The sequence below is a fragment of the Vallitalea maricola genome, from assembly GCF_036985595.1.
Classification (GTDB): Bacteria; Bacillota; Clostridia; order Lachnospirales; family Vallitaleaceae; genus Vallitalea; species Vallitalea maricola.
In genome coordinates this window covers 26,744-42,703 of sequence record NZ_BTPU01000006.1, presented here as the reverse complement: position 1 = coordinate 42,703, position 15,960 = coordinate 26,744, and the positions used below count along the sequence as shown (strand labels likewise).

Annotated in this window: 14 protein-coding genes; all 14 read right to left on the bottom strand. The window is 33.2% G+C overall.

The features are described 5' to 3' along the window. Positions 1-76 precede the first annotated feature (76 nt). Positions 77-988: a triose-phosphate isomerase family protein gene (locus AACQ14_RS02450; RefSeq protein ID WP_339361974.1), complete on the bottom strand. Its 912-nt coding sequence runs from the start codon at positions 986-988 to the stop codon at positions 77-79. 216 nt (positions 989-1,204) lie between these two features. Continuing rightward, positions 1,205-2,386 (bottom strand): 6-phosphofructokinase, encoded by a 1,182-nt coding sequence (locus tag AACQ14_RS02445; RefSeq protein ID WP_339361973.1) that lies wholly within the window; start codon positions 2,384-2,386, stop codon positions 1,205-1,207. Positions 2,387-2,455: 69 nt separating this feature from the next. Then, complete coding sequence (locus AACQ14_RS02440) at positions 2,456-3,511, bottom strand: LacI family DNA-binding transcriptional regulator (protein ID WP_212693498.1); 1,056 nt, start codon at positions 3,509-3,511, stop codon at positions 2,456-2,458. Between the two features lie 477 nt (positions 3,512-3,988). Further along, positions 3,989-5,086 carry a type I phosphomannose isomerase catalytic subunit gene (locus tag AACQ14_RS02435; protein ID WP_339361972.1) on the bottom strand — a complete coding sequence of 366 codons (1,098 nt, stop codon included), beginning with the start codon at positions 5,084-5,086 and terminating at the stop codon, positions 3,989-3,991. Positions 5,087-5,097: 11 nt separating this feature from the next. Next, the gene (locus tag AACQ14_RS02430; RefSeq protein WP_339361971.1) at positions 5,098-5,775 is read right to left on the bottom strand and encodes a response regulator transcription factor; all 678 of its coding nucleotides are present in this window, start codon (positions 5,773-5,775) and stop codon (positions 5,098-5,100) included. Positions 5,776-5,877: 102 nt separating this feature from the next. After that, the gene (locus tag AACQ14_RS02425) at positions 5,878-7,389 is read right to left on the bottom strand and encodes a HAMP domain-containing sensor histidine kinase (protein WP_339361970.1); all 1,512 of its coding nucleotides are present in this window, start codon (positions 7,387-7,389) and stop codon (positions 5,878-5,880) included. Positions 7,390-7,509: 120 nt separating this feature from the next. Then, complete coding sequence (locus AACQ14_RS02420; RefSeq protein ID WP_339361969.1) at positions 7,510-8,589, bottom strand: aliphatic sulfonate ABC transporter substrate-binding protein; 1,080 nt, start codon at positions 8,587-8,589, stop codon at positions 7,510-7,512. Between the two features lie 24 nt (positions 8,590-8,613). After that, positions 8,614-9,405: an ABC transporter ATP-binding protein gene (locus AACQ14_RS02415; RefSeq protein WP_113673027.1), complete on the bottom strand. Its 792-nt coding sequence runs from the start codon at positions 9,403-9,405 to the stop codon at positions 8,614-8,616. After that, positions 9,381-10,136, bottom strand: coding sequence for an ABC transporter permease (locus tag AACQ14_RS02410; RefSeq protein ID WP_339361968.1), 756 nt, complete (start codon positions 10,134-10,136; stop codon positions 9,381-9,383). The genes AACQ14_RS02415 and AACQ14_RS02410 overlap by 25 nt, the downstream gene beginning before the upstream one ends. A gap of 275 nt (positions 10,137-10,411) precedes the next feature. Next, the gene (nagA, locus tag AACQ14_RS02405; RefSeq protein ID WP_339361967.1) at positions 10,412-11,560 is read right to left on the bottom strand and encodes an N-acetylglucosamine-6-phosphate deacetylase; all 1,149 of its coding nucleotides are present in this window, start codon (positions 11,558-11,560) and stop codon (positions 10,412-10,414) included. A 19-nt stretch (positions 11,561-11,579) separates the two neighbouring features. After that, positions 11,580-12,638: an SIS domain-containing protein gene (locus AACQ14_RS02400; RefSeq protein ID WP_339361966.1), complete on the bottom strand. Its 1,059-nt coding sequence runs from the start codon at positions 12,636-12,638 to the stop codon at positions 11,580-11,582. Between the two features lie 66 nt (positions 12,639-12,704). Then, positions 12,705-13,532 (bottom strand): carbohydrate ABC transporter permease, encoded by an 828-nt coding sequence (locus AACQ14_RS02395; RefSeq protein ID WP_339361965.1) that lies wholly within the window; start codon positions 13,530-13,532, stop codon positions 12,705-12,707. A gap of 11 nt (positions 13,533-13,543) precedes the next feature. After that, positions 13,544-14,479, bottom strand: a complete 936-nt coding sequence (locus AACQ14_RS02390) for a carbohydrate ABC transporter permease (protein WP_339361964.1) — start codon at positions 14,477-14,479, stop codon at positions 13,544-13,546. A gap of 82 nt (positions 14,480-14,561) precedes the next feature. Continuing rightward, positions 14,562-15,884, bottom strand: a complete 1,323-nt coding sequence (locus AACQ14_RS02385) for an ABC transporter substrate-binding protein (protein ID WP_339361963.1) — start codon at positions 15,882-15,884, stop codon at positions 14,562-14,564. Between the last annotated feature and the right edge of the window lie 76 nt (positions 15,885-15,960).

The following is a 15,960-nucleotide window of genomic DNA, read 5'->3' as shown; positions in this document are numbered from 1 at the left end:
CTGTCAAATTAAACAGAAAGATTTATTGATATTTATAGCTTTTACTCATTATTATTACTAAAATTATGTAAACTTATTAACAATATTTCATAATTATATTTTTTAATCCTTCTGGCTCAAATGCAACAGGTTGAACAAATTTAGTAAGTGCAACTAATCCACCATTGATTGTATCAATACTTGCAATCATAGCTGCATTCTCTTCCTTCAATCCTCCACCATATACTACAGGTATATCATATCCAAATTCTTTCTTAACATAATCCTTGATACACTCAGAAACAAATGCTATATATTCTTTTCCTGGTGGTGTTTTACCTGGTCCAATGGCCCATATAGGTTCATAACCAATAACAATTTTATTATCCTTCATTACATCAGTTGTATTATCAAGACATAACTGTAATTGCTCTTCTAAGACTTCTTTGATACGAGGTTTCTGTTCTTCAAAAGACCCTTCTCCTCTTTCCTCTGCTGTCTCTCCAATACATAATAAAACATTCATATCTTGCTTTAGCGCACACATAACTTCATCATTTATCATTGAATTTACCGCAAAAGAAGCTTTCTTACTATCATAATCCTTATCAAATCTCTCAATAATACCAAGCTTATCTTTTCTTTCCTCAGAGTGTCCAATTATAGACCAGCTAAGTCCCATGCTCTTAGCTGCAGCTGCTGGCAAATTAGTAGTAAAAGCACCAAAATTACCACCTTTCGCAACATCCTCTCTATAAACACCCTCACTTCCCAAAAAGATATTAGCTCTAACATCTTCATCATAACTATTCAACTTCTCTATGGCAGGAATTAAAAGAGATTCTGGCAATAAATAAGTAACCGTAATATCATCTAATGTACCAAGATTATTCCTAATACTCTCAGCAATAACCCATTCAATCCATTCCTTGGAACTTTCCTTAGGACAAATACCACCCTTAGAAACAGGAACATCAAACCTCTTAAGATTCACAAATATTTCTTTCATAAATTTCCCTCTTTTCTTTTTATTATCAACATCTAAAATCTAGTATTAAACGTATTCTCCATCTATTTACTACTAATCTAAAAAAAACTTAAAATACTTACGTACTAACCGGTCGAAGGATAAAGTGTTACAATCACGCAGACCGACCGCTTCTCAGGGTAAGGCAAGTGATTGTAACACTTTACCCTGACCCTTATCTCCTTCTTTAATACAACCTCATATCTTCTTACTAACTTCCTTATTCCTCTCAAAATAAGCATAATCAGGAATATCTCCACCAATCAAAGGCTTACAGTATCTAATAAAGGAATCTGTAACATCAATTCCATTCTCATGAATAAACTCTTTTGGCATCACTTTTTCATCCATCATTACCTTTTCAATAGATATTAAAGTATATTCACATTCATATGGCTCATTACTAACTCTATCAATACCAACCATCATACCTGTATTACCAGCTAAAGCCGCCCTTACAGCTTCTCTACCTGCTTCTATAGCTTCAACTCTATCAACCGAAGACTGTAAAGTAGCACTGGCACGTCCTACAATACCTGGTTTTTCACTTCTTGCTTTGATACCTAGCTTTTTAATAACCAATTCAGCAAGATAAGAACCTACATCTCCAAAATATGTTGCTCTTTCTGTTTTAAAAATAGGTGGAACAATAGGTTTACCCTTTTCATCTTTCAAGCCTTCACTAGCTACTACAACTACGCCGCCTAATCTATTATATAGTTCCTCTACTTTAGTTAAGAACTCTTCCTCTTTGAAAGGAACTTCCGGTAACAAAATCATATGAGGCGCATCATCTTTATTTTTTCTAGCGAGTGCTGAAGCCGCAGTTATCCATCCAACATTTCTTCCCATAGCTTCCACAATTGAAACATGTATCGGCATAGCTCTAACATCTTGTGCTACTTCTGACACAGCTGTAGCAATGTATTTTGCCATACTTCCAAATCCTGGGCTGTGATCTGTAACTGCTAAATCATTGTCAATAGTCTTAGGTATACCCATTACACATATGTCATGTTCTTTGGCTGCTTTGGCTAGATTACCACAAGCATCCATAGTTCCATTACCACCATTAAATAATACATATTTGATATCATGTTTTTTAAGAATGTCTACCATCTGGTTATATTCTTTTTCATATAATGGTGTTCTTGATGTACCAATAGCTGTAGCAGGTGTTGTTTTCAGTAATTCAATTTTTTCTTGTGGTTCTTTATTAAAATCAACAAAATCTTCATTTAAGAATCCTGCTGTACCACCTAGTGCTCCGTATATAGCTTCTATTTCTTCATTTTTCTTGGCTTCCATAATAGCACCATATAAAGAAGCGTTTATTACTACTGTAGGTCCGCCACCATGGACGATTAGCATGTTACTCATTTGATGTTTCCTCCTTTTGTACCAAACGTTTGGATATATGATAAAAATTATGAGAGCTATGAGTGATTATTAATTTATAGCTCTACAACTTTCTCTTTCAATAATTGTAAAAGGTACGTTGACACGTACAGGTAAAGTATGACCATTTTCAATCTTATCTATAAGCATTTTGACTGCAAATTTTCCTAATTCAACTTTTGGTACCTTTATGGTTGTTAATCCTGGTGTTACATATTCTGATAGTTCAATATCGTCAAGTCCTATTATTGAGATATCTTCTGGTACTTTAATATTGTTCTTATGAAGTGCTTTCATTGCTCCAATAGCAACTAGATCATTAGCACAGAAAATTGCTGTTGGCAGCTTATCTTTTCCTAACCTTTTAATCATGTTGTCCATTCCAGTAAATCCATCAGCTGTAGATAGTTCTACATCTTGGATATACTCTTTTTTTACAGGTATCTCTTGTTTATTCATTGTATCCAGATAACCTTCGTATCTATGCTCATTTACTACATTTTCTAATTCTTTTGTTGAGCCTATAAACCCAATCTCTCTATGATTCAAACTAATTAAATATTCTACTGCAGCCATTGCTCCTTTATAACCGTCACATATAACTTCATCAAACCCTGCATCCACATAGTTGACTCCTGTATAAACGATATTCTTGATATTCTGTTTCAAGAAGTTAAGAACATCTTCACTGAATCTCCCAAGTATAACTGCTCCATCAACTGGATTGGATGTCAAGTTATTGTATAATGATGAAAAGGACATATCACAGGATGAAAATGAGTATCCGAGTATATATCCTCTTTTTGATACTTCGTCCTGTATACCTCTGGCTATTTGTGAGAAGAAAGGATCATTATATGTGTCTTTGGTTGATGTAAATATACAACCAATAGCTCGTGTATTAGTGTTTTCTATAATGCTTTCTTGTCCTTTGATCAAATTTCTTGCATTTTGATTAGGTACATAGCCTAGTTCTCTTACTATTTTCCAAACTTTATCCTGAGTTTCTTTACTTGCTGGTTTATTAGTATCGTTATTGATAACTCTGGATACAGTAGATATTGAAACTTGTGCTTTTTTAGCAATCTCTTTCAATGTTACGGACATTTGTAATTCCCCAATTCTTTTTGTAAAAACTAATCCAATCGTTTGGATTAAGTTTATTATATCATTGGAGTTTTTTGTTGTCAATTAAATTAAATGATAGGATTTAAGTTAAAATAAATTTGTTGGTGGTAAGTCAGAAAAATTGTTTTGTTCTGACGAGGTATTTGCAATATAGTATATGTATATGTTCCGCCAGCAAATTACTCGTCCTGAGTAAAAAGCTGGGTTCGGCGTCCATGCCTCACTACTCCACATATACATATACTATATTGCTTGTAGTCTTGTGGTATAGGTTACAAAACATTTTTCTTCTGACGTACAAATCTTTTGGCTAATACGAATTAGGCGATTTTGATTACTCACTGACGAAGGAAGTAAAGGGGTATGTGAAGTCGCGAACCATGGACGGTGAGCCCAGCAATTTAAACATGGACGTTTAACTTGCTGGCGAAACATACCCCTTTACTTCCTGACCGTCTAGGAGGGAGGTAAACAAACAACTAATTCCAAAGGCTCATCTAACTCATTGACCCATGTGAGGACTTTAGCCTCGTAAGGCAAGAATAATTCATCCCCTTGATCCAATTCTACTTCTTCCCCGTTACACAATAGCTTTCCCTTCCCTTTTAAGACTGCTACAACAGCAAAGTTATTGGCTTTATTGAATGATAGGGTTTTTTTGACCAATATTTTTTCCATAGTAAATAGTGGAGTATCTTTTTCAGATATAAGGCTAATAACGGTAGCATTATCATTGTCTAATAGGATACTAGGTTCTAGTTTATATTTTTGTGTTATCTTTTCACGGCTTAATCCTTGGAAATTAAAGCAATCAAACATTTTATGGAAGCCTAATCCTTGATGGCAGGAAAAGTCATCTATTTCACGACCATCTGGGGCAGTTTTTTCTACTCTTATTGTATAATCTGTGGGCTCTTGTATTTCTATAAGGAAGCAACCAGAACCGATAGCATGAGGAACTCCTCCTTCTATTAGGAATACGTCTCCTTCTTTTGCTTGGAATTTGTGCATAGAGTTTTCTAGGGCTTTTATATCCTGAGTTTCAAACAGTTTTTTATATTCTTCTTTTTTGATACCTTCTTTGAAGCCAATAAGTATATAGGGGTCTTCACCATCAATATTTCGTCCACCTATGATATACCATGCTTCTGTTTTGCCGAAGGGTGAGTTGAATAATCTTTTTGCAGTTTCTTTATTTGGATGTACTTGGATTATTAGTCTAGAATAGGCATCTAGTGCTTTTACTAGTATAGCTAAGCTTGTACCATATTTTTTGTAATGGTTGGCACCAAGGAAATCTTGTGGTGATGACTCTATTACTTCTTTTAGGGTAACAGTATTTCCTTCTATCATTAATCTACTCATACCTTCTTTTTCATTGATTTCTTGGCTTCTTATATTAATCAATGAAGCTATCCATCTTTCTCCATAATGATTATCTTTAGGGTTATCATTGCCTTCCCATTCATCAATGGATTTTCCGCCTATAAAGGGTCTGTATACTCGGTTACTTATTAACTTGAGGGGTATTTTTGATAATTTTCTGTAATCCATAGGTTTCCTCCTTATTCAAATAGATACTCCAATTTCAGTTTTCTTATCATTGATACGATTTCCTTGGTTCTCCGTTTTTGGAATTTCTTTAGTAAGCTTGTTATCTGTGATTTTATGGTTACGACTTCTACGTGTCTTAGTTTAGCTATCTCGGAGACTCTCTTGTTCATCAACAATAATCTTATGAGTTCTCGTTCCGTAGGTGTAAGTTTTGAAATGATGTCAAATATAAAAAGCAGACTTTCTTCATTACGTTTCATTCTAGAAAATTCATTTCTTATCTTTTCAGCAATATTGGAACGAATAACTGATTTTCCTTTTACTGCGTTTCTTATGCTCTCTAGGATTTCCTCATATGGTGAGGATTTCACCACATAATCAACTGCTCCTGTGGCAAAAGCGTTAAAGACTGTCTCGTCATCTTCATGGACTGTAAGAAATACTATGGCAATATCAGAATGGTATTGTAGAATACTTTGGGCGGCTTCTATTCCATCATGATATTTTTCCATCTCTATATCCATGAGTATGACATCAACATCTTCATTATCGGCTATTTGAACTACTTCTTTTCCGCTGGCGGCTGCTCCGACTACACCCATGTCATTTTGTTCATTGACCAGGTCACAAAATTCTTCTCTCAAAACTTCAATGTCTTCTGCAATAACAACATTTATTTTATCTGACATCATCATCATCCTTACTTGTCATTACTAAATGTCAATTGAATCTTTACTTACTATACCTTAGTTATTCTAATATCAAAGGATTATAATTTATTATTAGTGATGTTAAAACTTTGAATCGTTGATTTTCTTGTCTGTTTTGTAGATAGGCAAAAATATAAAAAATGTGGTTCCTACGTTCACTTCGCTTTTTGTTCTTATATAGCCAAATTGGGATTTTATTATCTGCTGAACATAGGAAAGTCCTACGCCCCAGTTATAATTTGTGTTTTTATTGGTATAGAAAGGGTCAAATATCTTGTTTATGTTTTTCTTTTCGATTCCGATACCATTATCTACAATCTCTATAACACACCAAGTACTTTCAAAGTGACAATCAATGATTAACCTTCCTATCTCATCACTGTTTTTGGCTTGTATGGCATCTATGCTGTTTTTTATAACATTATATAATGCTTCGGTTAGATGAGCAATATCAGCTAGAATCATTTTGTCTTCAAATTCTTTTACTAGTAAGAAGATATCTTCTGGGAATTTCTCTGTTTTATCAAGAGCATATTGGATTACTTGTCTCACTGATACAGGTTTCAGCTGCATGGAATTTGATTTGAATGTTCTATATAGCACATCCATTCTATCTAACATTTGTTCATTCAGTTGTTCCAAAGCTTTGATGTTATTTTCTAGCTTATCTACATCTATGGATTCTTTATGGAGTAGATTCTTTGTTCTTTTTAGAAGTACTCTGGTAGATAACAGTTGATTCTTGATTCCGTGTGTAAAAATCCTTGCACCCATATGTGCGGTTTTCAATTTTCTTTCTAAGAATAGATCTGGTTTTCCTATCTGCTCTTCTATCTTAGAATAATTCAATAAAAATACGAAACCTATCCCAATGAACAAGACTGCTGTGGTAATAATCACATACCATGGTAGCAAAGCCACTGATGACTGGAGCATAGCAAATGTTGAGTAAAGATATCCTAGAGTGTTAGGGTCTGATATCTGCATTGTACCAAAAAAACCAAATAAATAAAATAATACATTTATACTTATAACAGCAAAAAGTATATACTTTAACTGTTTTTTTATATAGGGTATATTAATGTTTCTGTATTTCATGAAAATCAGTAGGATGCTTATGACAGTATAGATAACGATACCTGTTCTAGAGATTCTATTAAGTAATAAGTAATTGTGAACAAAATACTCTCTGTACAAATGAGGCTGGTACCAGATTGTATGCAGTATAGGAAAAATAGATACTAGAAGGTATAACTTCTTGTTTTCCCTGATACTTTTTTTAAAATAAACTTCTATGGCAAAACATATATTTGAAAAGATAAAAATAGACCTGCCTAGTACAATGAACATACTTATTTTATCAAGTGGTATAGTAGAATACATCAAGTTATCCATAATCCTTTTGTGCAGAAACAGAAGAATATAGACATCTTTAGATACTCCACCATTTTTGGCATAGTAGTACATATATCCCAACACAACCAAAAAACACCCCACATACAAAGCAAGCATCCAGAACGATAACATGTTTTTAATTTTTAGCATGAAATAGAACATACAACCAATCAAGAGAATCAATATTACAATAATCATTTTCTTCTCCTCTATTCAAGTCAAATTATATAGTATCAGAATTCTACTGGAAATAAGCATAGACCCTTTAAACATTAGGTTTAAGGGTCTGGCTAGAGCGTATAAGCCCAATTATATTTATTATTTTAATGCATCTTTTATAAGATCAGTTTTGACAAAGTCTTCAACAGGCACTTGTTCCTCAATCTTTCCTGTCTTCAAGAATAATTTTTCAAGACCTTCGAACCACTTGAGAATATCTCCTGAATCTATGGCTTTCTGGATTTCACTAGATGTCATCATAATCATTTGAGGTACTTCCTGTTGTGCAACCTCTTTTTCAATATCTACTAATTCAACTGTCCAATCTACCATTTCATCAATATTCTCGGCTCTATAGTCCATTGCTTTATAAAGCCCTCGAACAAATTTTACCACAGTATCTCTATTATTTTCAATATATTTTGGTGTCGCTATCCAGCTTGATGGGAATACATAATCAGGCATAAAATCCTCATTCTTAGCTAATTCAACTACTTGGTCTTCTCCTAAGCTTTCTACAGCTTTTAGAGTATATGGTGCCCAGATTGCGGCTGCGTCAACTTGTCCTGAGATATATGCTGAAACAGCTCCTGCAATATCCATATTTACAACTTTGACTTTATCTCTAGGAACTCCTGCTCTTTTTAGTGCTAAATCAAATACAGTTTCTCCTGAAGTACCAAGAGGTATAGCTACCTTCTTACCTACCAAATCTTCTACACTTTCAATACCTGTCTCTTTTCTAGTCAATAATCTATCAGAGTTACCTAATGCATCTATAGCAATCAAGTCTACTTGTCCATCAATTGCAAGAAAATGCGCACCCATACCAATATATCCTACGTCTATATCTCCTGAAACCATAGCAGCTATTTCAGGTGGTCCACTTGTGAATTTTACTAATTCTATTTCTAACCCTTGTTCCTTGAACGCCCCTGTTTTGATACCTGTAATAATCGTTGATGCGCCACCCATATTAGGATGATATGCGACCCTTAACTTCTTTAAATTTTCTGGTTCCTGTGCTTCTTCTTTCTCTTTATCATCATTAGTTTCATTTTTTGATTTTTCAACTTGATTATTAGAATCAGTATTTGTTTCTTCCTTTTTACCAGTACAACCCACAAACAAACTCATCATTAATACGATAGATAACAAAACACCTAATATTTTTTTCATAAATTTAATCTCTCCTTAGAAAATTTATTTTTTAGACTCTAGATATTCTTCATATACTTGAGCCCAAATTTCATTTTTTAGTTCATTAAATCTTTCTGTCATTTTTGTTTCTTGTGTTCTTGGATATGGAATATCAATATTAACAATATTTTTAATTCTGCCAGGTCTAGCACTCATAATAATAACTCTTTGAGCTAATATAACTGCTTCCTCAACATCATGAGTTATGAAAAAACATGTTTTCTTTTCCGTTTCCCATGTATGTAATAATTCACTTTGTAACTGAGTTCTTGTCTGAGCATCCAATGCACCAAAAGGTTCATCCATGAGAAGTACTTCCGGATTGATAGCATATCCTCTGGCTATGGCAACCCTTTGTTTCATTCCCCCTGATAATTCTTTTGGATAAGCATGTAGGAAATCAGATAATCCAACCATCTCAATATATTTTTTGGCTTCCTGTTCACATTTTTCCTTAGAATAATTCTTTAACTTTAATCCGAACTCCACATTCTGCTGAACAGTCAACCATGGAAATAATGCATATTGTTGGAATATAACTCCTCTTTCAGGACCTGGTTCCTTAACTATCTCATTATTAACAGTAACCTCACCCGATGATGGATGGTCAAGTCCTGCAATAATATTCAACAAGGTTGATTTACCGCAACCGCTAGGACCAACAACACATACAAATTCATTTTCAGCTATCTGTAAGTTAACTCCATTAAGTGCTACTACTTCACCATTTCTAGTATTGAACATCTTCTTAACATTTTTTATATCTACTTTTACATTTGTCTTGTCTCTTGCCATCCTGTTAGCTTCCTTTCTAAAAATAAAACAATTTTATCAAGTGTAAATCCGATAATTCCAATAACTACTATTCCTAAAATAACAACATCCATTTTTAGATACAAACTTGCTGATTGAATCATTTCACCTAGACCAACCTGCGCCCCTGTTAACTCTGCAGCGACAAGTGTAGTTAAGGAAGCCGCAAGTCCTAATCTTACACCAACTAATATAAAAGGTGTTGATGCAGGAACAATTACTTTAAAAAATATATCTCTATCTCTAGCACCCAGTACCCTGGCAGCTTTTATCAATGTGATATCTACTGATTTTACACCTTGATAGATAGTTACTACCATCACTAGAAATGAAGCTAAGAAAATAACTACAATCTTAGCACTTTCCCCAACACCTAATGCCACTATTACTAATGGTATCAAAGCTATAGGTGGAATTGTTCTAAAAAATTGTATCCAAGGTTCTACTAATCCACTAAACTTTGGATACCATCCCATTAAAAATGCTACTGGGATTGCTACTACAAGTCCTATGGCAAATCCTCCTAAAACTCTGAATAGACTATATACTATATCAACGAACATGGAACCTTTTCTCACTTGATCCATGAATGCACTAACTGTTTCTGGGGGACTTGCTAAAAATACACTTACATTAGGTATTGATGCTATCAACTGCCATATTATTATTCCAACTATTACAGAAATAATGTTTAAATATTTCTTATTCTTCATAATTTCCTCCTTAAGCTTTTAATACTCTTAGTCGTTATTATGTATGTACAAACATTTACTATAATGTTATTATAATAGCTTCTATTCTTTCACGTAAGTTTGAAATTTTTTCATACCTTTTTACCAAGAACCCATACGCAATTATATATTTACATTAAAAATACTTATAAAAATATTTATTTAGGCGAATAAAAAACAGTTTAATTTCCACAAAACAAGAAATCAAACTGTTTATATACAGGTTACAATCATAACTGTATTCATACTATTCTATATTATTTTCCACTATTATTGTATACTACTCTACCTTCAACAATAGTATAAATAACATCATAATTCTTATTCATAATTACAATATCAGCATCTTTATCTACATCCAAAGAACCTTTATCATTATCTATATTAAGCATCTTGGCAGGATTGATTGTTATCATTTTTATACATTCTTCTATAGGTAATCTAGTGAACTCCATTAGATTTTTTAATGCTTTATTCATTGTCAATGTACTGCCTGCCCGCGAATCTCCATGTACTAATCTAGCATCTCCATCTACAACAATAATATCATTAACACCCAATTTGTATTTACCATCTGGCAATCCAGCAGCCATAACACTATCTGTTATTCCTATTACTTTGTTTATACCTTTTGTTTTTATCATCAATCTTACTATTGCAGGATGCAAATGAAGTCCATCAACTATAGCTTCACAATAAGCATCACTTTCCAATGCCGCACCTAGAATTGATGGATAATGCTGATGTAACTGTCTCATACCATTGAATGTATGTGTAATACGATTAGCTCCCTCTTCTATACACATCATACAATCCTCATAGGTGGCTCCAGTATGCCCTAGAGAAACTACTACCTCTTTGGATACAGCATATCTTATCAATCCTAGTACTCCTGGATTTTCTGCTGCAACAGTAATTGTTTTAATATTATCATTAGACTTCTTTTCATACTCCATAAACTTTTCTATGGAAGAATCAACAATCAGATCATCAGGCATAGCACCCTTGAATTCATGGGATAAAAATGGTCCTTCAAGATGGATACCTAATATTTTGGAACCACTTTCTTGTTCCTCCATCACATTTCCTATCATTTCAACTACTTCACAAGTCTTCTCATGAGTATCAGTAAGAAGTGTGGGAAGATACCCTGTTACTCCTTTAGAAGCAAAAAATCCTGAAAGCTCTTTTAGTTCTTTTTCATCAGCAAGGTTAGTGTCTATACCATTTCCTCCATGAGTATGAATATCAATGAATCCTGGTAATACATACATTCCCTCTGCATCAATTATCTGATTATCATTGAGACCTTCTACATTGAAATCTCTTATTTTACCATCTTCAATAAATACATCTTTTGTACTGATTTTCCCTTCTACTAAAACATTTCCATTTTTAATAATCATTTGGAATCGTCTCCACTTTTTATTTTAATATGATTGCTTGAGATAGATTCCTTGGACTATCTAGATCTAATCCTTTACTAATAGCACAATAATATCCTAGAAGCTGTCCAGATATTGCAACTAATGGTGTAATTAGGTCAGCGTTATATCCACAATCTAACTCAATATAGTAATCGGCACATTTCTTGGTTTCATTAGTGAGTTTATCTCCTATAATAAATATTCTACCGCCATACTCTTTCATTTCTTCCATTAGTGCAGCTTCTAATTCTTCACATTCTTCTGTTATATATTGAGTTATTAATGTTTTATCATCTACTAGAGCCATTGGTCCATGTCTATATTCTAAGCTGTAGTAAGCTTCAGAATTAGATATAGCCATTTCTTTTATTTTATTCATTGACTCGTTGGCTATACCATATAAGCTGCCTTGACCAAGAGTTATATATAGATTGATAGCATTATTCTCTTCAATTATTTGTTTACATATATCATTGATATTATCCATAACCTTACTACAATTTTCTGGCATACTGACTAACTTGTTCAATAACTCTTCTTCTCCTGCAACTGTCAAAGCAAGAATCTGATTCATGAATACCATACTTGTGAAAGATTTTGTCATTACGATACTTTTTTCTTTTGCCTTTGGTGATAGAATATAATAATCATTATATTCTTTACTGTTCTCATCACAAGTAACCGCTAAAGTCTTAACATTATCCAATAGCCTTACTTTATTTATTGCCATCTTCACTTCTGTTGTATCACTTCTTCTTGTAATCGGTATCACTAGACTTCTCTTACCCTTTACATATAATTCTGGTGTCAAATATAACTCTGAACAAGGTACAGCTTTTGCTGTTATTTCATTATATTTAGAAAAGATTGTAGCTGAAGTCTGTGCTAAATATAAGGAAGTACCACAACCAGTGAAAATGACTTCATCTGGATTAACTTCACTAAATGCTTTCTTGATTGTTGATGTTATAGTATCTAGAGTCTCAACAACTCCCCTGAATGCTTCTCCTTGTTCAAATATTTCTTTAATTGTGTGTTGCCCTAATTGTTTTTCCATGTTTTTCCTCCTTGAAAATTAAATATTATATGTACATAACTATATATATTGAACTTAACATCTGGCTTAGCCCTTGACAGAACCAGCAGTCAATCCTTGTATCATATATTTTTGCAGGAATATAAATAAAATAAGTAGTGGTATACTTGCCATAACGGAAACAGTCATAACATTGCCCCAGTCATAAGAAAGTTCACCAAGATATCTCATTGATATACCATTTGATAAAGTACGGATTTTGTCATCTGTAATAAGTGTTAAACAATATAGATAATCATCCCAAGCTATAAGAAATGTATATAAACCTATTGCTAGAATTCCTGGACTGCATAATGGCAGAATAACCTTAAATAATGTTGATAATCTTCCACAACCATCTATATATGCCGCCTCTTCCAATGCTCTAGGAATATCATCAAAAAATCCTTTCATCAGCCACATGCAAAATGGTACATTCGCAGCTGTTAATGTCAATATTACCGCAGTTCTTGTATTAAGTAATCCAACATTCTTGAATGTAGAATAAAGAGCAGTGATAATACCTACTACAGGGAATATTGAAACTGATAAAAATGCCATTATCAGAATCTGACTTCCTTTGAATTTGAATCTTGAAAAAGAATATCCTGCTAGAATAGATATAATGATTGTAAATAATGTTGTCAATCCAGCAGTTATGAAGTTGTTAAAATAATAAGTCATGAATAACTTATCTTTAAATATATTTAAATAATTACTTATAGTTGGCTTATGAGGTATCCACTCTGGTGGTATTTTATATATTGCAATATTATCCTTAAATGAAGTTACAAACATCCATAATATGGGACCAACCAAAAATACTAATAATATCACTAAGATTGTATAAGATCTCGCTTTCGGCTTAATATTCATATTTTCACTCCTTAATCTCTTACTGTTTTGAAGGCTTTGTTATAAACAGCTGAGAAAACTATTAAAATGATCAACCATATAGTTGAAACAGCTGCCCCTTTACCAAAGTTCAGATTTACAAAGGAATTCTTGTATGTCATTATTGCAAGGGTAGTTGTCTTATTAACTGGTCCTCCCCCTGTCATTATCCAGAACAATGGGAATTGCTTGAAGTTGGTGATTATAGAAATAAGTAGTGTGGATTTAATTACATTACTTAACATTGGTAAAGTCACCTTAAAAAAACATTGTCTGGAATTAGCTCCATCTATAGTAGCTGCTTCATATAAGTCGCTAGGGATTCCCTGCATACCAGCCAATAACATAATAGTGATAAATGGTATCTGTCTCCATACTGATGCAGTAACTACACTGTAGAGAGCGTATTTCATACTAGCAACCCAATTAATCGGGTCAGAGATTATATTTAGTTTCATCAAAAGATAATTAAGTACACCATATTGTGGCTGGAATATCCACATCCATAATAGACCTGTAACAATGGTTGGTATAATCCAAGGTAAAAGCACAACACTTCTCAGAACTGCTCTACCTTTAACGTCTTTATTAAGGATATTGGATAATATTAAACCTATAACAAATATCAAAGCTACTGTAATTATCATGAATTTGAAAGTTGTTCCTATAGCAGTGAATATTTCTCCTTCTTGGAATAACTCCTTGTAATTAAGAAAATCATTCCAATAATAATCTGCATTAGCTTTTAGTTTATAATTAAAGAAACTCATAATGACTGATTTGGCTATAGGAAAAAACGTTGTGAAGCCTACTACTATTATTGCAGGCAACAATAACATAATAGCGAATATGCGATCGTGTTTTTCCCTACCCAATTTCTTATAAAACCTACGAGCAGATTTTTTATTGCCCCCACTTGCTGCTTTCATATCAATTAGTCACTTCCTTTGCTAGAATATTTATAATATGTTAATTTTATGGGGCTGTATAGCCCCATAACCATCACTTCTCCTATTTTAGAACTTGCTTCAACTTGTCATCCAATTTCTTGACAACATCTTCAGGGCTTTCATTTCCAATAGTAACCCTTTGTGCTGCAGAAGTTATTTCAAGTAATGCATTCTCCATATCAGAATGTTGTTTTGCAAGTGCTATTACTTGTGTCATACTATCCTTGACTGGATCAATGAAATTATCATTAAGGTTAAGTGATTCATTAACTGATTTTCTAGCAACTATAAAAGGTAATGTTGTATTATAATACTCTTCTAGAACTTCTTTTGAAGTGATATACATAACAAATTCAGCAGCCTCTTTTTTATGTTTTGAGTCTTTCATTATATGTAATTCATGTGCCGCCAATAGACTTGCTCCATCAGTTGCATCTGTTGCTGGTATCATGGCTACTGCAAGACTGTCTTTTATCTCTGGATTGATTCCTACAACACCACTTGTTCCCCATACTTGGTCAAAATACATTCCTAATCTGCCGATAGCCATTAAGTTTCTTAGATCCTTTAATTTAGCAGCTTCAGGATTAAGACCTTTTTCTTGTACTTCTTTATAGAATTTTAGAGCATCCAGATTACCTTTTGTATCAACTTCCACTTCACCTTTATCGTTATATATGTTTCCTCCAAAAGTCAACATTGTACTTAATACGTTTTCACCACTGACAGGTACAGAAGCTGTTGAAGAACCTAGACCAAATACCTTATTTCCATCTTTATCTTTAAGTTCTGATATTTTTTCAGCATATTTTATCATTTCTGCATATGTTTTTGGTGGTGCATCAGGGTCTAAACCTGCTTGTTCAAATAAATCTTTATTGTAGACTAAAAGAAAAGTACTACATATCCAAGGTGCCCCATATAATTTACCATCATCTGACATTGCTTCTCTAACACCATCATAGATATCATTTACATATTCCGCTCCTAATAAATCATCAAGAGGCTCAATGAATCCAGAATTAAGATATGAGCTGAAAGCAGAAGACTCCCCATGTACAACATCAGGAGCATCACCTGAATTAGCTTTGATTAATACTTGTTGCTTAAGATCCCCATAAGGATAACTGACAAACTCTACTTTTACATCTGTTTTTGCTTCAAAATCCTGTGCCATTTTAGTATAAAATTTCTCCGTTGCTTTTTCTAAAAGGCCATATGTTGCAAATTGAATAGTTACTTGTTCATTAGAACTTGAAGCATTTCCCCCATTATCACTCTCTTTAGCTTTATTATTATCTTTATTTCCACATGCAGCTAAAGAAAACACCATAACAAAAATCAAAATACCCATAGTCATTGTTTTAAAAAACTTTTTAGACATATTAACACTCCTTTTAGTTATAATTTTAAATTTATAATGATAGACATATTACTTATGTAAATATATCTCACCACTT

What these genes read in the sequence shown, in the direction of transcription:
- AACQ14_RS02395 (WP_339361965.1), bottom strand. Translation starts at nt 13,532, where the DNA reads ATGAATATTAAGCCGAAAGCGAGATCTTATACAATCTTAGTGATATTA.
- AACQ14_RS02400 (WP_339361966.1), bottom strand. Translation starts at nt 12,638, where the DNA reads ATGGAAAAACAATTAGGGCAACACACAATTAAAGAAATATTTGAACAA.
- AACQ14_RS02385 (WP_339361963.1), bottom strand. Translation starts at nt 15,884, where the DNA reads ATGTCTAAAAAGTTTTTTAAAACAATGACTATGGGTATTTTGATTTTT.
- AACQ14_RS02410 (WP_339361968.1), bottom strand. Translation starts at nt 10,136, where the DNA reads ATGAAGAATAAGAAATATTTAAACATTATTTCTGTAATAGTTGGAATA.
- AACQ14_RS02390 (WP_339361964.1), bottom strand. Translation starts at nt 14,479, where the DNA reads ATGAAAGCAGCAAGTGGGGGCAATAAAAAATCTGCTCGTAGGTTTTAT.
- AACQ14_RS02415 (WP_113673027.1), bottom strand. Translation starts at nt 9,405, where the DNA reads ATGGCAAGAGACAAGACAAATGTAAAAGTAGATATAAAAAATGTTAAG.
- AACQ14_RS02450 (WP_339361974.1), bottom strand. Translation starts at nt 988, where the DNA reads ATGAAAGAAATATTTGTGAATCTTAAGAGGTTTGATGTTCCTGTTTCT.
- nagA (WP_339361967.1), bottom strand. Translation starts at nt 11,560, where the DNA reads ATGATTATTAAAAATGGAAATGTTTTAGTAGAAGGGAAAATCAGTACA.
- AACQ14_RS02440 (WP_212693498.1), bottom strand. Translation starts at nt 3,511, where the DNA reads ATGTCCGTAACATTGAAAGAGATTGCTAAAAAAGCACAAGTTTCAATA.
- AACQ14_RS02420 (WP_339361969.1), bottom strand. Translation starts at nt 8,589, where the DNA reads ATGAAAAAAATATTAGGTGTTTTGTTATCTATCGTATTAATGATGAGT.
- AACQ14_RS02435 (WP_339361972.1), bottom strand. Translation starts at nt 5,086, where the DNA reads ATGGATTACAGAAAATTATCAAAAATACCCCTCAAGTTAATAAGTAAC.
- AACQ14_RS02430 (WP_339361971.1), bottom strand. Translation starts at nt 5,775, where the DNA reads ATGTCAGATAAAATAAATGTTGTTATTGCAGAAGACATTGAAGTTTTG.
- AACQ14_RS02425 (WP_339361970.1), bottom strand. Translation starts at nt 7,389, where the DNA reads ATGATTATTGTAATATTGATTCTCTTGATTGGTTGTATGTTCTATTTC.
- AACQ14_RS02445 (WP_339361973.1), bottom strand. Translation starts at nt 2,386, where the DNA reads ATGAGTAACATGCTAATCGTCCATGGTGGCGGACCTACAGTAGTAATA.